This window comes from Collinsella sp. AF11-11 (assembly GCF_003465485.1).
Taxonomy (GTDB): Bacteria; Actinomycetota; Coriobacteriia; order Coriobacteriales; family Coriobacteriaceae; genus Collinsella.
The window spans coordinates 83,522-108,739 of record NZ_QSAS01000003.1 but is presented as its reverse complement, the minus strand read 5'-3'; the positions used below and the strand labels follow the sequence as shown (position 1 = coordinate 108,739).

Annotated in this window: 13 protein-coding genes; all 13 read right to left on the bottom strand. The window is 53.6% G+C overall.

Annotation, left to right across the window (positions count from 1 at the left end):
• Positions 1–24 precede the first annotated feature (24 nt).
• Positions 25–1,905, bottom strand: a complete 1,881-nt coding sequence (locus DWV58_RS03315) for a glycosyltransferase (protein WP_117776182.1) — start codon at positions 1,903–1,905, stop codon at positions 25–27.
• 111 nt (positions 1,906–2,016) lie between these two features.
• Positions 2,017–3,465 carry a sugar nucleotide-binding protein gene (locus tag DWV58_RS03310; RefSeq protein ID WP_117776181.1) on the bottom strand — a complete coding sequence of 483 codons (1,449 nt, stop codon included), beginning with the start codon at positions 3,463–3,465 and terminating at the stop codon, positions 2,017–2,019.
• A 14-nt stretch (positions 3,466–3,479) separates the two neighbouring features.
• Positions 3,480–4,499 (bottom strand): dTDP-glucose 4,6-dehydratase, encoded by a 1,020-nt coding sequence (gene rfbB, locus DWV58_RS03305; RefSeq protein ID WP_117776180.1) that lies wholly within the window; start codon positions 4,497–4,499, stop codon positions 3,480–3,482.
• A gap of 12 nt (positions 4,500–4,511) precedes the next feature.
• Entirely contained in the window at positions 4,512–5,411 is a 900-nt protein-coding gene (gene rfbA, locus DWV58_RS03300) for a glucose-1-phosphate thymidylyltransferase RfbA (RefSeq protein ID WP_117776179.1), read from the bottom strand.
• A 16-nt stretch (positions 5,412–5,427) separates the two neighbouring features.
• The gene (locus DWV58_RS03295) at positions 5,428–6,243 is read right to left on the bottom strand and encodes a glycosyltransferase (protein WP_117776178.1); all 816 of its coding nucleotides are present in this window, start codon (positions 6,241–6,243) and stop codon (positions 5,428–5,430) included.
• Positions 6,236–7,216 carry a glycosyltransferase family 2 protein gene (locus tag DWV58_RS03290; RefSeq protein ID WP_117776177.1) on the bottom strand — a complete coding sequence of 327 codons (981 nt, stop codon included), beginning with the start codon at positions 7,214–7,216 and terminating at the stop codon, positions 6,236–6,238. Before DWV58_RS03290 ends, DWV58_RS03295 begins: the two co-directional genes overlap by 8 nt.
• A gap of 11 nt (positions 7,217–7,227) precedes the next feature.
• Positions 7,228–7,620 carry a GtrA family protein gene (locus DWV58_RS03285; RefSeq protein ID WP_117776176.1) on the bottom strand — a complete coding sequence of 131 codons (393 nt, stop codon included), beginning with the start codon at positions 7,618–7,620 and terminating at the stop codon, positions 7,228–7,230.
• Positions 7,621–7,640: 20 nt separating this feature from the next.
• Complete coding sequence (locus DWV58_RS09795) at positions 7,641–9,266, bottom strand: hypothetical protein (RefSeq protein ID WP_147345858.1); 1,626 nt, start codon at positions 9,264–9,266, stop codon at positions 7,641–7,643.
• Positions 9,267–9,408: 142 nt separating this feature from the next.
• Positions 9,409–12,573, bottom strand: a complete 3,165-nt coding sequence (locus DWV58_RS03280) for a hypothetical protein (RefSeq protein WP_117776175.1) — start codon at positions 12,571–12,573, stop codon at positions 9,409–9,411.
• A gap of 184 nt (positions 12,574–12,757) precedes the next feature.
• Complete coding sequence (locus DWV58_RS03275) at positions 12,758–15,793, bottom strand: L,D-transpeptidase family protein (protein ID WP_117776174.1); 3,036 nt, start codon at positions 15,791–15,793, stop codon at positions 12,758–12,760.
• Positions 15,794–15,970: 177 nt separating this feature from the next.
• Positions 15,971–18,829, bottom strand: a complete 2,859-nt coding sequence (locus tag DWV58_RS03270) for a GH25 family lysozyme (RefSeq protein WP_117776173.1) — start codon at positions 18,827–18,829, stop codon at positions 15,971–15,973.
• Positions 18,830–18,973: 144 nt separating this feature from the next.
• Entirely contained in the window at positions 18,974–22,090 is a 3,117-nt protein-coding gene (locus DWV58_RS03265) for an NlpC/P60 family protein (RefSeq protein WP_158564515.1), read from the bottom strand.
• 30 nt (positions 22,091–22,120) lie between these two features.
• The gene (locus tag DWV58_RS03260) at positions 22,121–25,183 is read right to left on the bottom strand and encodes a C39 family peptidase (protein WP_117776171.1); all 3,063 of its coding nucleotides are present in this window, start codon (positions 25,181–25,183) and stop codon (positions 22,121–22,123) included.
• Positions 25,184–25,218: the final 35 nt, after the last annotated feature.

Here is a 25,218-nt window from a genome sequence, read left to right as displayed (position 1 = left end):
CTTTGAAACCCACTCATATGAAGGCTACTCCGACGCCTCTTTCAAATACTGTTTCCAGAAATCGATCGAAGTAAAGACATCTCTATACGAAGCGTATTCGGAATAAATCTTGTCTTTGTTACGTTTGAAGTCCTTCTCGGCTTTACGAAAACGAGTCCAAACCTCTTTGAATCGCTTCTTATCCATGTGTCTAATGGCGCCCTTTTTATTTGGCATATCTACAACAATAAGCGTGTCAACGTCCCTGATTTTACCGGCGGGATAAACCCATCCCGCAGCATCAATGACAGAGACCTTACCCCTGCGCTTAGCAGAGTCATTAACAAAGCGATGGCCATTAATGGTCAGATAATCCTTAAATGCCTTCAGCCTAGACCTGTCCCCTTCGAGGCTCAAATTGCCAAAAGTTAACTGCGTTAAGTCGACGCCCAGCTCTAGCGCCTGAGGAATGAGCTGCTCGATGGGAATCAATTGTTCCCTTTCACGATTTGCCGCCATAAAGCGAGCTTCAGCAACCGGATGAGAAATCCACTCCGGACCTCTCAAAAAATCTTCAAGACCTTTTACGGCAAGAGCAGCTTCATCGTAATTAAATTTCTTCAAGTCGAGCTCAACTTCACGACGAATCTCATAAAGAAAATCAGAGAGAGGCGCAGCTCCAGTTGTCGCCTGACTGATTAGCGTATTTCGGCTTACCTGATAACGCTCCACGGCAGCACTATACTTAAACTTAAAGGAATTATGCCAAACGCAAATACCATTCATGGACATGAACTTGGGCTTGCAGCGAAGCGCGTACTCGGCGTCATCCGAACGAACAAATAAAGGCAAAGGCAGCCCCTCGCGCTCAATCGTTGCGGTAGGTATAACGCAATACCACCAGCCAGCATACTGTTGGGCAGTGTCCTCATAAAGGCCAGTTGGGGCCTTATATATCTCGGTCTCAACGACATCATGAAGTGAGGTCATATAGCCTGCAGGCTTAAGGGGAGAAAAAGTTCCCTTAGCAGTAAAGAACCCTAAATCCTCGGTACGCAAATTGGGCTCTTCCAAGCTCATCATGGCACCCGATAAAAAGGCCTCAGCATATTCTTCTTTGAGAAGAGAGAGCAGGTTGAAAGTGCGGATAAAACTCTCGGGAAGAACCTCGACATCATCGTCCATCAGAAGAACATGAGTCGCTTTAGGATTCTGCTCAAGTGACTCAATCATCCCCCGAGCAAAACCACCAGACCCGCCAACATTAGGATTTGGATGAACAGTAACACGCGATGAATCCAAGTTTGCACTATTCAGCGAACAGCCATTATCAATAATGTGTACGTGGAAATGATCAGCAATCTCTTCATCAGAATCAATAATGTTCTTTTGTAAAAGAGATACGTTACGGACAATATAGTCTTCTTTTTTAAACGTAGTAGTTGCAAGCGCTAGCTCAACTGGATGAATATCCAGTTCTTCACAATCGCAATAATAATACGCATTCCGAATATTAACAGGGCCTTCAGTACTGATATTAAAAGCGTGCAGAATCTCTCCCTCACAAAGGGAGAGTTCGATTTCAGCTGCACTCCATTCATCGGATCGTTGCAAACTAACCGCAGAGCCATCAATTGTAGAAGGAATCCAAGAATAATTATTTGCATACGTCTGCTGAAGCGTTAAGGCGGAGCCGCAATACTCGATATGAAGATAAAACGCCTTTGCAGTAGTGTATTTTCGCCACTTATAAATGGATAGCGCATTAAAATATGTTGTGAAATCAACATTGGTCGATTTCATGATTTCAATAGCGTCATTCGAAGTTGGAATAACAAGACCCTCCGTTGCCCTATAGCAAAGCAATGGATACTGCAGCATCGCATCAGATCCGTTAAAAATCAAATTTGCAAGTTTAAAATGCATTGAAAACCATCCAAAAAATTCCTGGTGCAACTTGGCAAAATGGCATAAATGCCCATGGCATTGTTTGCATTCTCACTGATTTTAAGAATGCAAACAATGTACTAAAGGCATCTAATCAAAATGAAGTTTTAGCTCTTCCTCCCAGTCGGGCATTCGGAAGCCGACCGACTCGAGCCTGGACAGGTCGAGTGCGGAGTGAACCGGGCGCGGTGCGATGGGGCCCTCGGCGTTCGCGTAGTAGTCGGCGGTGCCGACCGGCACGACCCTGTCGCCGTTGCCGTTGGCGGCCTCGAAGACGGCGCGGGCGATGTCCGCCCAGGACTTCACGGCGCCGGAGCCGGTGCAGTTGTAGGTGCCGTAGGGCGCATGGGTCCCCAGCACGTGGAAGATGGCAGCCGCCATGTCGCGCGTGAAGGTCAGGCGGCCCAGCTGGTCGTCGACGACCGTGACCTGCTCGAGCCCGTCCTCGGGGTCGGCGACGCGGTCGGACAGCCCCCTCATGGTCTTCACGAAGTTGTGCCCCTCGCCGATGACCCAGGAGCTGCGCATGATGTAGTGGCGGGGGCACCCGGCTACGGCGATGTCGCCGGCGGCCTTGGTCTGGCCGTAGACGGACAGCGGGCTGAGGGGCTCGTCCTCCGTGTGGACCTCGGCCGTGCCGTCGAAGACGTAGTCGGAGGACACGTGGACGAGCGTGATGCCGTGCGCGGCGCAGGTGCGGGCGAGAAGCGCCGGCCCGGTCGCGTTGGCCTTCCAGGCGGCCGCGCGGCCCTCGGGGGTCTCGGCCCTGTCGACCGCCGTGTAGGCGCCGCAGTTGATCACGGTGCCGTAGAGCGACCAGTCGTACTGCGAATAGGCCTCCGGGTCGGACATGTCGAAGGTGTCGATGTCGCAGAAGTCGAAGTCCTTGGCCACGCCGCGCTCCTCGGCCAGCGCGCGCACCGCATGCCCCAGCTGGCCGTTGCAGCCGGTGACGAGGGTGCGCTTCGGCGCCATGGGGACGACGTCGGCGAGCATCGGGTGGTTCAGGTCGGCCTCGGAGACGGTGGCCTGGTCCAGCGGGATGGGCCACTCGATGGCGAGCTCGGGGTCGGCGAGGTTCACGAAGGTGTAGGTCCTCTTCAGCTCGAGCGACCAGTGGGCGTCCACCAGGTAGGTGTAGGCGGTGCCGTCCTCCAGGGCCTGGAAGGAGTTGCCAACGCCGCGCGGGACGTAGATGGCCTTGCTGGGATCCAGAACGGTCGTGAACACCTTGCCGAAGGTCTCGCTTCCCTCGCGCAGGTCCACCCAGGCCCCGAAGACCGAGCCGCGGGCCACGGAGATGAACTTGTCCCAGGGCTCCGCGTGGATGCCGCGGGTGACGCCGCGGCTGTCGTTGTAGGAGACGTTGTTCTGGACGACGCAGAGGTCCGGGATGCCCAGGGCGGTCATCTTGGCGCGCTGCCAGTTCTCCTTGAACCAGCCGCGCGAATCGCCGTGGACGGCCAGGTCGACGACCTTCAGGCCCTCTATGCCGGTCTCGGCGACGGCAAGTTCCTTCTCGAATGAGATGTCTGCCATAGATCTATCCCCTCCTACTGGCCCTGTGCGCGGTAGCGCGCCTCGGTGGCCTCCTTGGCCGGGCGCCACCAGGCCTCGTTCGCCACGTACCAGTCGATGGTGGCCTTGAGCCCCTCGGCGAAGTCGGTGTGCGCCGGCCTCCAGCCCAGCTCGCGCTGGAGCTTGGTGGAGTCGATGGCGTAGCGGCGGTCGTGGCCGGGGCGGTCGGCGACCCAGTCGAAGTCCTCGGGGTCGCGCCCCATGGCCTCCAGGATCATGCGCAGCACGGTGATGTTGTCCTTCTCGCCATTTGCGCCGATGAGGTAGGTCTCCCCCATCTCGCCCTTCGTGAGGATGTCCCAGACGGCGCTGGAGTGGTCCTCGGTGTGGATCCAGTCGCGGACGTTCTCGCCCTTCCCGTAGAGCTTGGGGCGCACGCCGTCGATGATGTTCGTGATCTGCCTGGGGATGAACTTCTCCACGTGCTGGTAGGGGCCGTAGTTGTTGGAGCAGTTGGAGATCGTGGTGCGAAGCCCGTAGGTGCGGGTCCATGCGCGCACGAGCATGTCGGAGGAAGCCTTCGTCGAGCTGTACGGCGAGCTCGGGCGGTACGGCGTCTCCTCGGTGAACTTCGCCGGGTCGTCGAGCGCGAGGTCGCCGTAGACCTCGTCGGTGGAGACGTGGTGGTAGCGGACGCCGTATTTGCGGACGGCCTCCAGCAGGCGGAAGGTGCCCTCGACGTTGGTGCGCAGGAAGGGCTCGGGGTCGGCGATGGAGTTGTCGTTGTGGCTCTCGGCGGCGTAGTGCACGATCGCGTCGTGGCCGGGGACGAGCCTGTCGAGCAGCTCCGCGTCGCAGATGTCGCCCACGACGAGCTCCACGCGGTCGGCGGGCAGCCCGGCGATGTTCTCGGGGTTGCCGGCGTAGGTCAGCTTGTCCAGGACGGTCACGTGCACCTCGGGGTGGTTGTTGACCACGTAGTGCACGAAGTTGCTGCCGATGAATCCGCAGCCGCCCGTGACGATGATGTTCCTGGGCTCGAAGATATCAGACATGAGGGGTTTCTCCTAGTACTCGCGCGGGCTGTTGACGATCTCGCCGGCGGCGACCTTCTTGAGGTGCTGGCCGTAGACCGACTTGCCGTAGGCCTTGGCTGCCTCCTCCAGCTCTGCGGTCGTGATCCAGCCGTTCTCCCAGGCGATCTCCTCGGGCACGGACACGGGCAGGTCCTGGGAGTGCTCCACGGCGCGGACGAACTCCGCCGCCTCGTGCAGGCTCTCCATGGTGCCGGTGTCGAGCCAGGCGTACCCGCGGCCGAGGGTCACGACGGACAGCGTCCCCTCCTCCAGGTACATCTGGTTGAGCGTGGTGATCTCCAGCTCGCCGCGGGCCGACGGCTCGACCCTATGCGCCTTGGCGGCCACGTCGCCCGGGTAGAAGTACAGGCCGGTGACGGCGTAGGAGCTCTTGGGCTCGGCGGGCTTCTCCTCGATGGAGACGGCCCTCCCCTCGCCGTCGAACTCGACGACGCCGAAGCGCTCGGGGTCGTCCACGTGGTAGCCGAAGACCGTGGCGCGGCCCGACGCGGCGTTCTGGACGGCGCGCGTCAGGTGGCGGGACAGGCCGTTGCCGTAGAAGATGTTGTCGCCGAGGACGAGGGCGCACGGCTCGCCGGCGATGAACTCCTCGCCGATGGTGAAGGCCTGGGCCAGGCCGTCCGGGCTGGGCTGCTCGGCGTAGGAGAGGCTCACGCCGTAGCGCGAGCCGTCCCCGAGCAGGCGCTCGAAGTTGGGCAGGTCGGTCGGCGTGGAGATGACCAGGATGTCCCGGATGCCCGCCAGCATGAGTGTGCTGAGCGGGTAGTAGATCATGGGCTTGTCGTAGACCGGAAGCAGCTGCTTGGAGGTCACGAGCGTGAGCGGGTACAGGCGCGTGCCGGACCCGCCGGCGAGGATGATGCCTTTCATTCAATCACTTCCAAAGTCAGTGAACGGAAAAATAAATCCGTTTAGCAATGTTCCTGATTGAGAGCGACAATTTACGAGCGGTTAAATCAACCGACGATATATTGATACCATCGAGTGAACAGATTGCTCGCACAAAATCAAACTCATCGCGTTTCAATTGCTCTTTTTTATCCTTAAAAAGTGAGTTCGTAGTAGATTCGTTGCACACTCTAAAATAGGAATAAATTGAGTCTAGATAGCAGACATCACCATTAAGTGATAGACGAATCCAATACTCCCAATCAGGGGAGTAACACAAAGAATCATTAAAGGGTCCAACCTTTTGCCAGCAATCTCTACGAAACATGACATTAGAAGGCTCTCCATAGATATTATGAGTTCGAAATGTCTTGCGGGCAAAATCAGAGCCTTTTAAAACCATATCCCGCTTAAAAGGTCTCCTCTTCATTGTAATGGCACCATTCGAGTCAATAACACATGAAGCGCTGAAGCAGAGGGAGCACTTTGGATTAGCATCCAGTGCTGCAACCTCAGACTCAAGAGCCCCGGGTAACAAAATATCATCCTGAAAGAGGAAATGAATATACTCGCCAGAAGAATTCTCAATGGCATTATTCCAGTTTCCAACAAGACCGAGATTACTGGAGTTCCTAAATACCTTAATTCGAGAATCCGTTAGCTTGGAAACAATCTCAAATGTTCCATCAGTTGACTGATCATCGAAAATTAATAATTCGAAATCGCGGAAAGACTGGCTTAACACCGAATCAATTGCCTTCAAAATGTACTTAGCACCATTAAAACAAGGCATCAACACACTAACTTTAGGCATCCTTGTCCTCCTTATCGGACAAAAATTCCTCAATAAAATAGCGAGGACGATGCTTCGTCTCCATATAAGTCTTTCCAACGTACTCGCCGATGACACCCAAAGCCAAAAGTTGAAGTCCGCCAAGACACCAAATTGACATAATGATGCTTGTCCAGCCAACTTGTACATCGCCAATAAAATGACCAATTAAAAGATATACAAGTGCAAATAAACTAAAAATAGAAATGATTAAACCGGTGAGAGTAATTATCCTAATCGGTTTAGTACTAAAAGACGTTATACCTTCAAAAGCAAATGACAACATTTTACCGAGCGTGTATTTAGATTCGCCGGCAAACCGTTTCCCTCGCGAATAATACACGCAGCAAGATTTGAAACCAACTAAAGGAACCAAACCACGAAGAAATAGATTAACCTCACGGAATTGAGACAATGCAAGAACAGCACGCTTGGACATCAATCTATAGTCAGCATGGTTATAAACAGCATCGACACCCAACGAAGACTGTAAGCGATAAAAAGATTGTGCGGTAAAACGTTTTAGAAAGGAATCACTAGAACGATCATTTCGTACACCATATACAACTTCATAGCCTTCGCGAGCTCTTGAAACCATTTCATCAAGCGCATTGATATCATCTTGTAAATCAGCGTCCATCGATGCTATTAAATCAGCAAACTCCGCTGCCTTGTGTAACCCAGAAAGTAAAGCCTTCTGATGGCCACAATTCCTAGAGAGCTTAAGTCCACAGAATAAGGAATTAGATTGATGAAGACTTTCGATGATCTCCCAAGTCTTATCGGATGACCCATCGTCAACTAACAAAACCTTACTGTTCGCATTAATCTGAGACAATTTTACTAAAGTGGAAAACTTCTCAAAAAGCCTTTTAGAGGTTTCCCGCAAAACGCTCTCCTCGTTATAACAAGGAACCACGAGATAGAGAATCGGCAATATGTCCATCTTTGTCATGCAAGCACCCATCACTTAAATGCCCAATACTTACTTAAAATATAATTAAGAGGATAAGTTACAAACAAGTTAAGCAGTGGACCAAGAATAGAAGAAATTCCAAGCACACTAACCCAAAAGTACAAAAGGATGTTGTTGATAATCAATCCAGTAAAAGCACTCGAAGCAAGCAGCTTGGAAAAACTTGAAATAAGTGAACTCAAATCCGATCTCTCATTATCAAAAACAAATTTATTGTTCCAATAGAAGGAATTGATGACACCAGCAAAATATGAAACTATATTGGCGACAATATAGTTCACTCCAATAAAAAGGAGTGCCGCGTAGACTAAGTAAGAAACGATTGTATTTGAAAGTCCAACAATCGAAAACTTCAGAAATTGAATCACCGAATCTCGTTTCATTAAAGACCCTTTTCCCACTGTTATCTATAAAGGACATAAACAAAACAAGAGGTTCCATCATCGATTTGAGTATATCCGGGCAGTTTTTTAAAACCACTATATCCTAGTTCATCTTTCAGTTGAGAAAGAACCTCTTCTTCGCAGTCGTGATTATTCATGTAAACAACCAGATCATCAGAATCAATATAATTTCTATCGCAAAAACTGCTAATAGCTTTCTGATCAGGAATCAGCGCATGAATGCGAGACAATTTGGCAACTTCTAATAGCTTCGCAGTGAGCTGATAGTAATCATAAGAGACAAAGAGCCCCGTTGAACCCGCGTACTTCTCTACTGCGGCTTCATTGTCAGCAGATTTCGGATATAAATACAAAGCATTGGAAGAAAAGAAAACAGAATCTGCAGCAATAATTGCGCAAACAAATACAACAGAAACTAAAATAGTGCCCCGAAAATTGAAATCAGTATTATTTCTATAGCGAATTTGCAAATATCTAAATAGATACAAGAACATTCCAAATCCAAATAGCAGTAATCCTGGATATGCTAAGCATATGTATCTTGACGAAGTAAAAGGAGATACATAGCAAGCTGTGACGTAAAAAACAAGGGATGAATTAAATAATAAAACTATATAAATCGACTCAGGATGCTCACGATTAATTTTTTTATTCCATAGCAAGTAGAAACAAAGGGCAATTGACAAACAGAAGCTGGCAATCAAAAGAAGCCTTGATCCGAAGAACAAATCAACGGACGACGAACCTAGAAATTGCCAAATTCGTCTAAGTAATACCATTACCCCTGATTGCGATGAGGCCGATTCGACATAATGATTCCCAAACATGTTGCTTAATGCTGGAGGAAATATGATAAATGACAGACAAACCGATAAGACAATCGTGACTCCATATTTAAAGGAGAACATCCACCCTTTTCTTGCCCAAAAATAAATAGTAAAAAAACAGGAAACAAAAAAGAGATAAATATAGAAATAGAAGTGAGTTAAAAACCCCAATAAAGAAATAACAAATAGGCGGAAATAAACCGATCGATTGGCGAAAGCAACATTAAACATATCGTATAACGCATCAAGAAATGCTAGGGCAAGTGTCACCAATAACAGATACATTCGAATGTAGGTCACTAGATTTAACGCTATGGGACTGAAAGCCCAAAGTGCCATTAAAATTAGAGCGACTGGCTTACTCTGAAACACTTTGTAAGAAAGCTTAAATAAAAATACTAAACTGAGTGAATAGAAACATAGATTAGGAACCAAGCCAAACCATTTGCTAAATTCATTCGGAAACAGTGAGCAAACGGTATGAATAATGAAAAAATAGAGAGGAGGATGTGCGTCATTACTCAGATTATATAAAACCGAATCAAACCGAAACACATGCCCTGTATCAACTGTCAAATAAGACTGAATGAACGTAGGATCCATCCAGTTGGCATCCATATTGTTTTCCCAAAAAATATGTGGAAAATAAAAACTATTCGAGAGGCCGAAAGTCCACAGCTCGTCAACATGAAACCCTGTTTTCAAATTGCAATAATAAATTGCGACTAATAACGCAGCCACAAACATTACAGCAAATAAAACGCCATAAGACTTGCATCGTTTTGCACATGAATTCATAAACGAGTCCCTACAATTAATTAGTAGCTAAGCTAAAGGAGTTTACGAAAAATCATAAACTCCTTCAAGATTAAACTAATACAGTTGGACTAAACCACTGAATTACTGCAATAGCGGATAGATGATAGACTTACATCACTTACTATTTATCAACCAACTTAACCTCAAACGCTTCCATATGCAGGGCTTCTCCAGTCGTACCTGCCCACTCGCCCGATTTAACCCAATCGAGCCAACCCTTGCCCTGCACATGCGCCCTATAAACAACGTCATAATGCTTGGAGAGATCACCCGTAAGCTTAATTTCTACAGCTTCAATAGAAAGAGACTTACCCGTGGTGCCGGCCAGCTTGCCGTTCTTGACCCACTTTTGCCAGCCGATATTCTGAACGTGAGCTCGATACTCGATGTTACCGGAATACCCAAGGTCGGGCTTGCTAATCGTCAACGCCTCAATAGCAAGATTTCGACCAGTTGTGCCCGCCGTCATGCCCTCATAAACAGGTTCCTGCCAACCAAGGTTTGAAACATGAGCCTTAATCGAAAACGTTCTCTGAATCGAGGGCTGATTCGTATCCCCTGGAGCAGGCGAACCCTTTTCAACCAAAACGACCTGGTATGCCTCGAGCCTCAAGCCAAACCCAGTCGTTCCGGCAACCTGATCATTGCAGGCCCAACCAAGCCAGCCCTTGTCCTGAACATGAGCACGATAGTAAACGTCATAACGATTAGCCATCTCACCAGTAAGTCGAATTTGAATAGCCTGGACAGACTTGCTCTGACCCGTAGAACCGGAAACTTCTCCCTCTTTCACATAATCTTGCCAACCGTAATCGGAAACATGCGCCCTGTACTCCAAGCTGCCATCGTAGGGAGCATTCTGCAGGTTGAGAGTAATAGCCTCGACAGCTTTGGACTGACCAACGGTGCCAGAAACATTTCCGCCCTTGCAAGCCGACTGCCAGCCGTCATTCGAAACATGCGAAGTTGCCAAAACATCAAGCGAGCCTCGTGACACCTTGACGACGTCGTAGCCCGACTCGCCCTTCTTGAAATAAGTTAGAGCTCCACTATTATGCGAATAGATAGCAAAGTCGTAATTGGCCGTAGCAAGTATGGAATCCGAAAACTCCACGAGATAACAGGAGTCACCTTGCTTGCAAAGGGACCTGATAGCCTCGTCTGAGTCCTCAGTAATAGGCGAAGCAAACCAATCCATAATCGAATAATCGATAGCAGCGCCGGGCTTCAACGCTTCGGACTTCGTTGAATTCCAAAGTCCACCAGCAGCATCGGCGCTGGCCGAGTTATACGTACTAGACCCATATCCAGACAGACCGATCTCCGGATTAAAGAAGAGAATCAGCTCTGCAGCAACGGAAGAATCGACATCGGTAATGCCCAGACGGTCAAGCTGTTCCTGCTTTTGGGGATACATGCCCGTCGGCGTGTTTGGATGCCCCTTGTAATAATACAAATAGTCATCGCCATAGATAACCTCGGTCAAGTTGGCATAGTCGTCAAAATTCTGCTCGTAAGTAACATACGTTCCAAGCAGCATCATTACCTTTTTGCCCTGCTGAGTAGCCGCATCAAAATAACCATCGTTAAAGTTGTACAGAGCCTTAAACGCTTGGACCGTGTCCTCTCCCCTATTCTGCAGGCTCGTAAGCATGCTCGAAACGTTCATCTTCTTAACGTTAGGATCGGATGCGATCTTATTCGCAAAGGCATTATCGTCACCGCTCGTAAACAGATTGGTTCGAGTCATCCACCACTGAGTGCCAGGCTCAATACTCAGCACAGCATACATAGAATCCCAGCGATCGTGATAATCGCTATACGACTTTGACACCTCACCGGTTTCGTATTCCTTATTCTTGGCAGCATTCCATAAAGCAATCAGTTCCGCTTGCTTAGAATCTGGATCCTTTACGTCGAAGGCCTCGTTGGTAAAGACATACGTGGCGGATCCATCGGACAACAGCCGAATGGAGTATTGGCCAGTGGGAATCTTATTGGCGTAAATCATCCTATGGATCAACGAGCAGGTGATGTCATTGATATACAGATTGAACTTTGCCTTGGGGTTGATCTTGAAGAGAGCAGCGACATAATCCGCAAACGCCTGATAGCTTGAACTAGAAGCATTCTCATCATGAGTCAAATACGGAAGGCCATACATCCCGGATGGAAGCGAGTTCCAGTTATAGGCATTTGGACGATCGAGCATTACGATTGACGGAATGGTCGTTCCAGCAGAAGAGGTGCTGATGTCCCAGAAAGATAGCGAATAGAGAACAACGGGGAAAGAAGCACTCAAAGGGGCAAGGTTGTATTCACTCGCAGAAATGCCGATTGGCTGATGGTCCTCATGAACGATGTTTCCGTTCTTCAAATACTGCAACGTAACGTCAAACGGACCATAATCGTTAAATTCAATTTCGCTGGAGCCGGAATCCAAATCTCCGAGTGCAATCGTACTTGAAACGGAACGGGTGACCTTCCCTCCATACGACATGGAGCCCGCCACCCTTATCGAATCAGCGATGCCGAGTCGTTTTATTTCCTCAACGTGCGGAATATTCAGGGTCACTTTAGTCGTCTCCCCAACCTGAGAAAGAGAGCAATTAAAGACATACGGGACATAGGCACCAGCGGTATCACCGGGCGCCGCATCACCCTTCTTTACAATGACGATCTGTATTGCTTCAACGGCATAGGACCAACCGGTGGTTCCCGCAGTCGACCCATTTGAGGCCCAACCAAGCCAACCGAAATTAGAAGCATGAACGCGATAATACAGGTCATAAGAAGCCGACCTGTCACCCGTCAGCTTGAGCTCGACAGCTTCAATCTGAAGGCCCCTCCCCGTTGTGCCGGAGACGGCTCCATTAGAAACCCAATCCTGCCAGCCTTCATTTTGCACATGCGAGCGGTATTCGATACCAAGGTCTTCTGAATTAGGAAGAGAAACTCTGAGCGCCTCAAGCCTACGAGACTGGCCCGTTGTGCCAGAGATCGAACCATTCGATGTAAACGTCGACTCCCAACCAATGCCAGAAATATGAGATTTATAGCTGACATCCGGGATCTCCTCTTTGGACTCCACGGCAGCATCGATCGAAGGCGCTGATTCATCGGCTACAACAGCAGTTTGATCCGAAGAGTCTGATTGGGCCTCTGGAACGGATTCATATTCGTTGGTACCAACATTTTGATCCGCCCAACAAGCCAAAGGGCTCAATAGCAGCATCGACATGAAGCAGGAAATCAGAACAACAAATGCTCTAAATTGCCTTTTCAAGAGAATCGCCTCCTAGATAGACAGCCGTCAATAACCATACTATCGAGAGTTAGCTTCATTAATGTCACCAATTAGGTGAACGAAGAAAAAGGAGCCCATCCAAAGGCAAGGGCCCTTTCCCGTTGCTAAGACAACGGCAACAGGAAAGGGCCCGCTAACAAACTCTCAGCGTCTACGGGAATAACTAGTAGATTACCACCTTGGTAGCAAGAGGCACGTTATCCCAAATCCATTTAGCGCGATCAATGGGCAAACGCACGCAGCCTTGTGAAATATGCAATCCCATCCGGCTGTCCATGGGATTAAAAGTTCCCTGGTAGTACGGTATTGAATGAAACAGATAGTCCCCGTAAAACTGCGTATAGTAGTAGCAGGTATACCCATGTCCAAACGAGTGACCCTTGCCGGTGACGGTATACTCACCCGTAGGCGTTGGAGTACTAGGGACACCAGTAGAGCAAACCCAGTATTGAGCATAACTCCACGACCCGCGCTGTCCACGAATAACTCCAAGGCGGCATGCTTGCCTGTCAACCATAATGAGCCAGCTTGAATTGCTCGAATATCTATTAGCTCGATTAAGCATGGCCATCATATCGGCAGGTAGTAAGGGCTGATCGGTAAACGGGCGCCCAGTAGGACCGGGAGCACCAGCGCCTTTGGGAACAACCTTCACTTGAACCGACTCGACTCTGCAGCCTATCGTAGATGTGCCCGCAGGCTGCCCGTTTGAAGCCCAATCGAGCCATCCGAAGTCTTGGCAATATGCTCGATACCAAACATCAAAGTAGTTCGATAAATCACCGGTCAACCTGATCTTAAGAGCCTCGGTACGCTTTGCGCGGCCTACCGTGCCAGCGACATTCCCATTGGAAGCCCAGCCTTGCCAACCCACATCCTGCACATGAGCGGAGTACTCAATACCGCCCGATACGCTACTGGAGACATTTAGCTTCAGCGCCTCAATCGCAAGTGATCTGTCAGTCGTACCCGCAACACCGCCATTACCAACAGGATTCATCCAGCCAAGTGTGGCGACATGCACCTGGAGCGTCAGAGCTGGCGTCGAGATAAATGCGGGCTTAGACGACGTGCCAGGATCCCCGCCATTCGCCACAAGCTTAATTTGAACAGCTTCTATCTGGATATTAAGCCCGGTAGTTCCAGCGGAATCGCCGTTTTTGGCCCAACCCAACCAGCCATAACCAGCCGAATGAACTCGATAGTAAATGTCATATTGATTCGCGAGGGAACCATTTAAGCGCAGCTCAAGAGCCTGAATGGCCAATCCTTGTCCAACGGTCCCAACATAACCGGCAGATCGCCATTCCTGCCAACCAATATTGGCAACATGTGCTCTTGCCTCAATTTGAGAATCGTCATCCACACCGGACAACGACACGTTTAAAGCTTGAAGCGAAAGCGATTTTCCCGTTGTGCCGGCATCTTGCCCATCTAAAACAGATGGAGACCACCCACGGTTAGCCGAATGAGCCTGATATACAACGTGGGCGCAATCGGCGGAAGCATCAGAAACAAATGCTCCGTCCGTTATCCCGGGAGCGCCGGCGCCTTTACCGACAATCCTTACTTCGACAGCCTTAAGGAATGAACCCGATATCGTTGCCCCCGCATCCGAGCCATTGCACGCCCAACCAAGCCATCCTTTTTTGGAATCAAAACAGCGATACCAAACGTCATAGGCTTTAGACAAATCTCCAGTAAGAGTCAATCTCACCGCCTTTAAAACACGCCCATCGTTTTTAGAGTTAAGCGCAGCACCGTCAGAAACAGCACCACTCCATCCGCCAAATTCAAAGAAGCCGAAATAGTCAATTGAGCCTAAAATCTCTTGATTATCAAACGAGATAGAGAGCGAGGTTAAAGGTTCAGAGCCGTTCTCAGAGCCCAATAAGATTGATTTGCCTTGTACGGAGCCCAGGCTTTTTCCGTTAAGACCGAGCGAGCTCCCGCTTAGAACATCCGTTGCCCCAATGAAATGGTTCAACGTATCGCCGGGAGCAGATCCGCTTTTTTCGACCAATAAAATCTGAACACCCTGAATGGCGGCACCCTTCCCCACCGAGCCCGCAGGAGACCCGTTAGACGTCCAGCCCAGCCATCCGCCCAATTTGGAAGCATACACACGGTACCAAATGCCATAAGTTGCAGAAATCTCGCCGTTCAGCTTAAACTGAACGGCCTCAATGGATCGAGACTGCCCGGTCGTGCCAATGACGCCTGAAGACCAGTCTTGCCAACCAATGCCAGAGACATGCGCGCGAGAGGAAATAGAGCCTCCGTGACCATACCAATTAACACCAAGCGACAGTGCCTCAATTGCATTTCTTGAGTCAATGACCCCCGATGTCTTTCCGTCCGCGACAGCACCCATCCGTCCGACATTAGAGACATGAGATCGATAGGAAACGGTAGGCGGTTCCTGAGAATGATCCCTAAAGGCATCGCCACGCGCTGGCGCATCTTGAGCATATTTTGGAAGCACCTTAATCTGAATAGCTTCGATCTGGTAAGCATAGCCCTGTGTTCCAGCAGGTTCACCATTTGAGGCCCAGCCAAGCCAACCAACATTTGCAGAATGAACGCGATACCAAATGTCATACGAATCAGAAAGACTGCCCGACAAGGATAGCTTGATTGCCTCGATGGCTCGCGACTGTCCAACTGTTCCAGAAGCCCGCCCGTTGCCAACCGGCTGAAGCTCCCATCCGATCCCGGAAATGTGTGATTGGACCGAAATGCTGTCATTCCCCAAAGGGCTGCCATCCTGTGAAAGCAGATTGATCTTGAGGGCTTCGACGCGCTTTGCACGACCTGTAGTGCCGGCAGTCATTCCATTTGAAACGGGAGCTTGCCAGCCAATATCCTGCACATGAGTCTGGTATGAAACAGAGCCAAATACAGTGGATACATCATTTTCGGGTTTCGCCGAATCAGTTGCATTGGAGGTAGACTCGCTAGAAACGGATGAGGAAGAGTCATCGTCTGACACAGTCGGCTGCTCGACTTCAGCCCCCTGTTGTTCGTTACTTAAGACGGGGCCCTCGTCTTTCGAGCTGCTGGCAGCACCGTCGGAATAATCAGTAGCCTCCGGCTGCACCTGTAAGGTATCAGCCCAGACAGAAAGGGGCGTCAGAAGACATTGGAGGATTAGTAATGGCGTCATTGCCGTTGCTAGCAACCGTTGCGTCTTTTTCATTCGACTCCCCCATCACTCGACCATCTTTAGCATCATTATTTACCGTTTCGGCAATTGCTTAAATACCGAAAACGTGAATGGCACTTAAGTAGAAACGAACGGACCGTTGCAAAACGACCCGTTCGTTTAAGTCAGAGTATCTGTTAGAACCTGTGTGAAGACACGAATTACGATCAGCTATGCAAGCGGCACGTTGTCATACCAGCCCCATTTTGGCTTGTATGAGGTGGAATAATAATCCAACCAATACGCCATATCGAGTGTCCTAATCTGACCGACGTTATCCATTACCTGATTATTGCCGATATAAAGACAAACGTGACCGTAAATGCTGCCCATGCGTGTATGCGTATGCGAAGGAACGGCAATGACCATTCCGACTTTCAGCTGAGAATAATCGGTGTATTTGCAATAATCCCAGTAGTAATCGCAGGCATCCGTATGGACGTTCCTAAATCCGGCACGCTCGTAGATATCTGCAATCCACTCGGAGCACAATCCCGGACCAGGAGACGGTACCTGTCGGGCAAGATCTACAATCTTCTTCTGCATGGGATTTGCAAACGCGGAAGGTTGCCCAAGCAAACACGGCGAAACGGTGCTTCCGGGGGCATTGGCGCCCTTCCTTGTAAGGCGAACTTGGACAGCTTGGACATGCGTTCCATAACCAGTGCTACCGGCAACTGTACCATTTCTAGTCCAACCAAGCCAGCCGACGTTATCGACATGGACCCTATACCAGACATCGAAATAAGTTGCCAAGTCACCTGACAGGGAGACTTTAATTGCTTCAACCGAATTGGACTCAGTAGCAGACGACAGTTGATCCCCGTTTGACTTACCAGAAGTCCAACCTACATTCGAAAGATGCAGTTGATAATTAATCCCGCCGGCAACAGATGAACAAGTTTTAGCCGAAAACCCGGTGATGGGAATTCCCTGACCAGTTGTACCGGACATCTCTCCGGCCGAGACAGAATTCTGCCAAGCACCTTTAACCTGAGAGGAATACGTCAACGTAGGTATTTCAAGATGGGAATATCCCGACGTATCAGGATGAGAAGCGCCCTTCTTAATGAGCTTAATCTGAACAGCCTCGAGGGAACAGGACATACCGGTAGTACCGGCCTCCCCGCCGTCCTTGGCCCAGGCCATCCAGCCGATGTTGGAGGCGTGGACGCGGTAGTAGACGTCGTAGTCCTTCGCGAGGGAGCCCGTGAGCCTCAGGCGCACGGCCTCGACGGCACGGCCCTGGCCGGTGGTTCCGCCCTCGGAGGCCGAGGGGGTGTCCCAGCCCTGCCAGCCGATGCCCGAGACATGGGCATCGATCTGGACGGAAGAGCCGTCCGAGTAGTCGGAGCTGTCGAGCGAGAGCTTGAGGTCCTCGAGGGCGAGGCCGCGGCCGGTGGTGCCGGCGGTCGCCCCGTCGGACACAGCGCCCTGCCAGCCCACGTTGGAGACGTGGGCCCGATAGGTCAGGGACATGGGCTTCTTCTTGAAGGCGTAGTCGACGTTGGCGCCGTCGGAAGAGGGGGCGGCGTCGCCCTTCTTGACCAGCCTGATCTGGACGGCCTCGACGCTCCTGCCGAAGCCCGTGGTGCCGGCCTCCCCGCCGTCCTTGGCCCAGGCCATCCAGCCGATGTTGGAGGCGTGGACGCGGTAGTAGACGTCGTAGTCCTTCGCGAGGGAGCCCGTGAGCCTCAGGCGCACGGCCTCGACGGCACGGCCCTGGCCGGTGGTTCCGCCCTCGGAGGCCGAGGGGGTGTCCCAGCCCTGCCAGCCGATGCCACTTACATTGGCGTTAATTTGCACAGAGCCATCTTCAACGGGATTCAAGATGCTGACCTTAAGATCCTCCACTGATTTAGACTGCCCTGTAGTGCCAGCTGTAGATCCGTCACGCTTGCTGCTCATCCAGCCAATATTCGAGACATGCGCCTCATACTGAATATGCATCTTGCTGTCGTCTACGTTCAGAAGAGAACCGTTGAAGCAATAGTTCATGTCACAGCGTCCGTTAACGCCCGGGACATTGCCGCTGTTTGAATACTGCCAGAAACTGTAGCTGCCAGCATAATCGCAACGCCAATTATATTGAGCGACCCAATGGTCATAACCGCTCAGAGACGGACTATCCAAGTAGTTGTTGAGCCAGTTAAGGTTCGCATAGATACCCGACTTAAAGCCAACGGCCTCCATACGGTTACAAAAAGCCTGCGCAATCTGGGCGAGCTTATCTTTGCTGAAATTTGGATCCTGCAGGATATAGCTATCCTCAAGATCGTAGTAAACGGGAAGCGACGGATGATGGCCACCGAGCCAAGCAAGTGTCCTGTCAGCCTCTTTATTGGCATCCTTTACAGAACGGGCGTAGGAGTAGTAATACACACCATAAGGAATACCGAGGCGCTCACATTCAGCAGCATTCCTCTCAAAAGAATCGTCAGGTTTTCCGTAAACAGGTCCAACCTTGAGAATGGCAAAATCAATCCCAGCGGCTTTAACCTGATTCCAGTCAATCTTCCCCTGACAGTTGCTGACATCGATACCACGAGCAACGGCACCATTGGGCAAAGCTTCGTCAGCAAAAGACTGCGCATCGATGTCGTCGCTGCCCGCATTGATGAGGACACCGTTTTCATAACGCCAAGAGTTAGGCTCTAGGGAGTCGGATTCAGAGGAATCTGTCTCGATGGAAACATCGCCCGAAGCCTCACCATCAGAATCATCAGTGCCCGGCTCATCAGCACCAACCCCGGCCTGATCATCGGAACTAAAGTCTGAATCCTCGTCAGGACGAGCAGCATTTGCATCGTCGCCGTACCATTCAGTTTGACCTTGGGAATCAGAAGAATCAACCTGTGTTCCCTGGGAACTTTCATCTTGGGATCCGTGCTCTTCAGACGCTTGAGATGTCGATTGCGAGATAGTGCCAGATTCAGCTGACAGCGCATATGCACAGTAAGGCTGAGCGACTTGCGACCAAATCATTACTAGCGCGCAAGCCAAAACCGCATACGCTTTTAGACGTTTCATGTATATCCCCCAAGATAACAGCTGAATACAGCAACACAATCAATGGTTATATTACCGCACTTCATAGAACACATTTTGAGCTTGGAAAAGCAATGCCCCCGACACAAAAAGAGGCGCTCCTATTACGGAGCGCCTCAATAGGCTCTATGCAAAAGGTCTTGCGGCACCGATCACACGACCGGGAGCGTTAACCGAACGTTCGGTAACTCCAATTCCCGGCCACGAATCGATAATTCGACCGTTACCGATATAGATTCCAATATGACCCTGGTAGTAGACCACATCTCCCCTCTGCATGGCAGAGGTGCTAACCGGCATAAACGTGTTGCTACGATACCAGTTCATAGAGTTATACGTCTGCTCAGGCAGCCAACGATGGTTATAGGGGTTATACCAACCCATATCCATGCCAGTCGCATACAAACATTGCAGCACTAATCCCGAACAATCAACCGCATCCCCCGGCCAAGAAGACCAAGGCTCGATATAACGCGTTCCGATATATTCACGTGCACGCTGGATAAAGGCGTTGATGCAATCCTGTCGCGAAGCGTTATAAGGAATTCGAGAAGGCGTGACATACGTGAAGTAACCGGTGCAATACGAAGGAAGCTGTACGCTATTGCAACTAACCTTTGGATAAGAGCCGGGGGTCTGATATCCCATATATCGATAGGTCTCAAAATACGAATCAGACGTAGAGCCTGGTGCGGAAGCGCCCTTAGGGACAATCTTTACCTGTAAGGCCTGAACAGGAATGCCAAGCTTCGTGGTGCCCGCCGATGATCCATTTTTGGTCCAGCCAAGCCAACCATAATTTGACACATGGACGCGATACCAAACATCAAAGTAATTGGAAACATCGCCAGTCAAGTTAATCTTCACAGCCTGGATTTGCTGTCCTTGGCCAACAGTTCCCGATGTAGCCCCATCTGAAACAGCGGACTGCCAACCGATATTGGATACATGGGCAGAATACGAAATGCCGCCACTCATGGAGCTATCGGAAAGCGACAGTTGCATGGCCTCCATGGCACGGTTCTGTCCAACCGTTCCAGCAACACTGCCATTGCCAACAGGCGCTTGCCAGCCAAGACCGGAGCAATTTGCCTTAGCGGATAGCCCAGGAAGCTTGATCAACGCATCATGGTCTTGAACAGGAGCGTCGGACGAACCCTTGGCAACCAACTTAATTTGAATTGCCTCGGCCTGCTTAGACAGTCCAACGGTGCCAGCCGCAGCTTCATTTTTAGCCCAACCAAGCCAACCATAGTCTGCAGCATGAATACGGTAGTAAATATCATATTTTGAAGCGTCGTTCCCGGTCAGCCTTAATTTAACCGCCTGAATTGCGAGGCCCTTGCCAACAGTGCCAGCATAGGAAGCACCCGAGACGTATGGCTGCCAGCCGATATTCGCAACATGTGCCGACACTTCGACGGAGGCATCGATGCCCTGAGTTGCAACATACAAAGCCTGCAGGGAGCGGGACTTGCCCGTCTGGCCAGCGGTTTCACCGTTGCCAACAGGAGCTAACCAGCCCGCAGAAGCAACGTGCGCCTGAGATACAAGACCGATTCCAGGCGTTTCGATAAATGCATTGGCAGAGGAGCCAGGTGAAGACTGACCCTTATTTACAAGTGCAACATCGATGCCGCACAAACCGGAAGAACCACCAGAAACGCCACATGCCTGACCATTTGACGCCCAGCCAGTCCAGCCATTACCGGAATCGCATACTCGATACCAAATGTCATAATTGGCAGCAAGTTGACCGATCAACGACATTTTTATCGCTTTTATGGGTGCACCGGATACCGCCTTGGCAGCGCCACCATCCGATGAAGAAACGCCCCAGCCTGAATACCCATCCATAACGGAATAAGAAATAGACCCGTTATCAGTTTGACCGGCAACGCTCAGGGCAATAGAGTTCAGCAGTTTAGCACCCTTGCCCCCGATCGTGGCCTTTTGACCAGAAGAGGAGCCAAGACTCTCCCCAGAAACGGCCGATCCGGAAACCGTAACTGCGTCTGGATCGCCAATAAAGACCTTAGCCGAGGAACCGGGCGCCGCTCCGCCTTTCTCCACGAGAACCACTTTGACCGCTTCGATAGCCCTGCCCTTACCGGCAGAACCAGCAGCAGCACCATTACAGGCCCAATCGAGCCAGCCTATGCCTGACACATGAGCGCAATACCAAATGTCATATTTATCGGCCGCCTCGCCGGTCAAGCGAATCTGGACGGCCTCGAGGCGCTGAGACTTTCCAGTCGTGCCGCAGTGCCCCTTAGACCACTGCTGCCAGCCAACATTCGAGACATGACCACGAAGCTCAATAGAACCCGAGTGGCCATACCAGCCAAGCTGGGCTTCAAGAGCCTCCATGGGAAGGCCCCTACCAGTTGTCCCCGCAACAGATCCACTTCTAACGGGCGACATCCAGCCAATATTCGAGGTATGCGAGCGAACGGAAATCGAAGCGGGATCATCGCTACGGTTCTTAAAGGGAGAGGTAGTATCGCCCGGGGCGGGGTCGCCCTTGGGCAGGACCGCGACCTGGACGGCCTGGACGGCGCGGCCGTAGCCCGCCGAGCCGGCGTCGGCGCCGTCGCACGCCCAGCCGAGCCACCCGAACTCCGCGGAGTGGACGCGGTACCAGACGGTGTAGCGGGCGGACAGCTCGCCGGACAGCCTGACCCTCAGGGCCTCGACGGCCCGGGACTGGCCGGTCGTGCCGGCGGTGCCGCCGTTGCCGACGGCGGGCTGCCAGCCGACGTTCGAGACGTGGGCCTCGACGGATATGGCGGCGGCAATCTGTTCTTGAGACGCGGCTCCATCCACTTCAAGTGAGATTTTAAGCGCCTCGAGATTAAGGCCCCTACCCGTCGTTCCGGCAACCTTACCCGAACCAACCGGATCCATCCAGCCAATATTCTGCACATGGGCAGAAACACTTACGTTTTTGACAGTCAGCTGATTGCGTACGGCAGAATCGTCAGCAACGACCTCGCTTACATCTTCGGATGAACCCTGTTGCGTGTCTTGAGACTCGTTAACAACAGGGGACGCATTCGACTCTTGTCCTTCAGGGCCTGAACCATCATCAATAGCGTTCGAGTCTTCAGAATTCAAGTTAGTTGAGTCAGTAGATCCGTTAACTGAATAATCAGCATATGCAGCAGTCACGGCCCATGATTGACTCATGAGCAACACAGCAGCCATGAGAATAGAAACGGACACATCAAAGAGACGTCTCACGATTCCACCTTCCTTCATCAATTAACGAACCTACTTAAGGACAATCGCCTGTGCCCCTCGTTGCGAGTATAACGAAGCAATGCGCTGGGCGGAGTTAGAGACATAGCCAGCGAGTGAATCAGCCATGTAAACGGTACCCAGGGAACGATTAAAGCCCCTAAGAACGACGGTATGGGAATTGGTGTAGGTTCGATAGACCCTTCCGCCATATGCCTGGGTCGCATAGCAGCTTCCCAAGTTTTGCATACCAATCGTTGACCAGATAATAACGGGATGTCCGGCTTCCAAATAGGAATAAAGATCATAGAAACCAGTGCCCGTGACGTCATACGCCCGCAAACTGCTTCCACGACTAATCAAAAAAGAATTAGCCGTATTGGTCAAGCCGGGAGCGGATATGCAGTTTCCGTTCGAAGCACCATGCGGATTACCCCAAAACGCCGTCACAAAATCCCAGCTGCTCTTAGGCATATACGCATCTGCAATAACGGTTTTGCCCAGCCCAAATCCGTAATAGTTGAGCGCATTAGTCAATGCAACGGACTCGCAACCAGTCGGAAGCTCAGGATTCTGCATTGTGCAGGGAACGTTGAGGACAACCGAATTCGGATGCAATGGGCGGTCCCTGTACGCGCCGTCCGTGGGACCCGGGGCCGCGGAGCCCTTCGCGAGGATGCGGACCTGGAGCGCCTCGACGCGGTAGCCGATGCCGGTCGTGCCGGCGCGGGCCCCGTCGCTGGCCCAGCCGAGCCAGCCGTAGTCCTGCACGTAGGCGCGGTACCACACGTCGTAGTACTCGGAGAGGCCGCCGGTCAGGCGCATCTTGACGCACTCGACCGCCCTGCCCTGGCCGGTGGTGCCGGCCAGGGCGCCGCCCGAGACCTCGTCCTGCCAGCCGACGCCGGAGACGTGCGCGCTGTAGGACAGGCCGCCGGAGACCGGCGAGGAGACCTCGGCCGAGATCGCCTCGACCGCGCGGGACTGGCCGGTGGTGCCGGCGGTGCCGCCGTTGCCGACGGCGGGCTGCCAGCCGACGCCGGAGACGTGAGCCCTGAGGCTGAGCGAGGGAACGGAGAGCTCGGCGGGGGCGCCCGACGAGGGGGCGTCGCCGCCCTTCTCGACGAGGACGACCTGGAGCGCCTCGGCCTGGACGCCGAGGCCCTCGGTGCCCGCGGCCTCGCCGTCCTTGGCCCAGCCGAGCCAGCCGTAGCCCGCCGCGTGGACGCGGTACCAGACGTCGTAGGAATCGGAGACGGGGCCGGAGAGGGACACCCTCACGGCCTGGACGGCGCGGCCCTGCCCCACCGTGCCGGCGTAGGAGGGGGCGGAGGCGGCGTCCTGCCAGCCGATGCCGGCCACGTGGGCCGCGACGGAGACGGAGCTCCCCTCGCCCGCCCCCTCGAGGTAGGCGCGCACCGCCTGGAGCGCGAGGCCCCTGCCGGTCGTGCCGACGTCCTCGCCGCCGCCCACCGCCTGCAGCCAGCCGCGCTCCGCGACATGGCCCTGCAGGACGAGCGACGGGCCGGGGGCGGCGCCGGAGACGAAGGCCCCCTCGGTCGGGCCGGGGGCGCCGGAGCCCTTCGCGACGAGGGCGACCTGGACCGCGGTGAGGCCCGAGGCGCCCGACTCGACGCCGGAGGGCTCGCCGGCGCTCGCCCAGCCGGTCCAGCCGCGCGCGGAGTCGCAGGAACGGCACCAGACGTCGTAGCGCTCGGCGAGGCCGCCGGACAGCTCGAAGCGGACGGCCTTGAGCTGGAACCCGCCGCCCGTGGCGACGAGCTGCGCCCCGTCGGAGCTCGGCTCCCCCTGCCAGCCGGAGCCGAGCAGGAGGCCGCGGTAGCCGACCGACCCGTCGGACTCGAGGTTGTCGACGGTCGCGGCGACGGAGCCCAGCACGGGGCCCCTCTCGGAGCCGAGCGTCAGGACCCCGCCGGAGAACGACGAGCCCGCCGGCGAGCCGGAGACGGAGAGGGCCGAGCCGGACAGGCGCTCGCCGGCGCCGCGGAAGGCGCCGCCGGCCGGGCCCGGCGCGGCGCCGCCCTTGGGGACGAGCACGACCTGGACGGCCTGGACGGCCTTCGACAGGCCCACCGTGCCCGCGGACGCGCCGTCCTTGGCCCAGCCGAGCCAGCCGTAGTCGGAGCAGTGCACGCGGTACCAGACATCGTAGGACGAGGCGGCCTCGCCGGAGAGCCTGAACTGGAGCGCCTCGACCGCCAGGGAGCGCCCGGTGGTGCCGGCGGCGCCCGAGGTCCAGCCCTGCCAGCCGACGTTCGAGACGTGGGCCCTCACCTCGAGGGAGGAGGAGCCGTGCCCGTACCAGGACACGGAGCCCGAGAGGGCCTCGAGGGCGCGGCCCTGCCCGGTGGTGCCGGCCGCGGCGCCGCCCGAGACGGCGCCCTGCCAGCCGATGCCGGCGACGTGGGCGCGGTAGGAGACCGAGGGGGGCTCGGAGGACCTGTCGACGAAGGGCGTGGACGTGTCGCCCGGGGCGGGGTCGCCCTTGGGCAGGACCGCGACCTGGACGGCCTGGACGGCGCGGCCGTAGCCCGCCGAGCCGGCGTCGGCGCCGTCGCACGCCCAGCCGAGCCACCCGAACTCGGCGGAGTGGACGCGGTACCAGACGGTGTAGCGGGCGGACAGCTCCCCGGACAGCCTGACCCTCAGGGCCTCGACGGCGCGGGACTGCCCGGTGGTGCCGGCGGTGCCGCCGTTGCCGACGGCGGCCTGCCAGCCGACGCCGGAGACGTGGGCCTCGACGGATATGGCGTCGGAGCCGAGGGGCTCGCCGGTCGAGGCGTCGGACAGAACGAGGCGCAGCGCCTCGAGGGGGAGCCCCCTGCCGGTCGTGCCGGCGACGCCGCCGCCGGCGACGGCGCCCATCCAGCCGATATCGGAGACGTGGGCCGAGTACGAGAGCGAGACGGGCGCGGCCTCCTCGGCCCGGGCGGGCTCCGCCTGGCCCCCGCCGGCCTGTGGGGCCTCGGGCTGGGCGGCGGGCTCGCCGTAAGCCGCGGGCCCGCACAGGGCCAGGGCGGCCGCGAGCGCGAGCGCGACGACGGCCCCGGAAACTCGTTTCATGGAGCGCTTCATGGAAAATCCCCCTAATCTAGCAACGGTTTAGAGTC

What these genes read in the sequence shown, in the direction of transcription:
- DWV58_RS03315 (WP_117776182.1), bottom strand. Translation starts at nt 1,905, where the DNA reads ATGCATTTTAAACTTGCAAATTTGATTTTTAACGGATCTGATGCGATG.
- DWV58_RS03295 (WP_117776178.1), bottom strand. Translation starts at nt 6,243, where the DNA reads ATGCCTAAAGTTAGTGTGTTGATGCCTTGTTTTAATGGTGCTAAGTAC.
- DWV58_RS03260 (WP_117776171.1), bottom strand. Translation starts at nt 25,183, where the DNA reads ATGAAGCGCTCCATGAAACGAGTTTCCGGGGCCGTCGTCGCGCTCGCG.
- DWV58_RS03275 (WP_117776174.1), bottom strand. Translation starts at nt 15,793, where the DNA reads ATGAAAAAGACGCAACGGTTGCTAGCAACGGCAATGACGCCATTACTA.
- DWV58_RS03285 (WP_117776176.1), bottom strand. Translation starts at nt 7,620, where the DNA reads ATGAAACGAGATTCGGTGATTCAATTTCTGAAGTTTTCGATTGTTGGA.
- DWV58_RS03310 (WP_117776181.1), bottom strand. Translation starts at nt 3,465, where the DNA reads ATGGCAGACATCTCATTCGAGAAGGAACTTGCCGTCGCCGAGACCGGC.
- DWV58_RS03290 (WP_117776177.1), bottom strand. Translation starts at nt 7,216, where the DNA reads ATGACAAAGATGGACATATTGCCGATTCTCTATCTCGTGGTTCCTTGT.
- DWV58_RS03270 (WP_117776173.1), bottom strand. Translation starts at nt 18,829, where the DNA reads ATGAAACGTCTAAAAGCGTATGCGGTTTTGGCTTGCGCGCTAGTAATG.
- rfbA (WP_117776179.1), bottom strand. Translation starts at nt 5,411, where the DNA reads ATGAAAGGCATCATCCTCGCCGGCGGGTCCGGCACGCGCCTGTACCCG.
- rfbB (WP_117776180.1), bottom strand. Translation starts at nt 4,499, where the DNA reads ATGTCTGATATCTTCGAGCCCAGGAACATCATCGTCACGGGCGGCTGC.
- DWV58_RS09795 (WP_147345858.1), bottom strand. Translation starts at nt 9,266, where the DNA reads ATGAATTCATGTGCAAAACGATGCAAGTCTTATGGCGTTTTATTTGCT.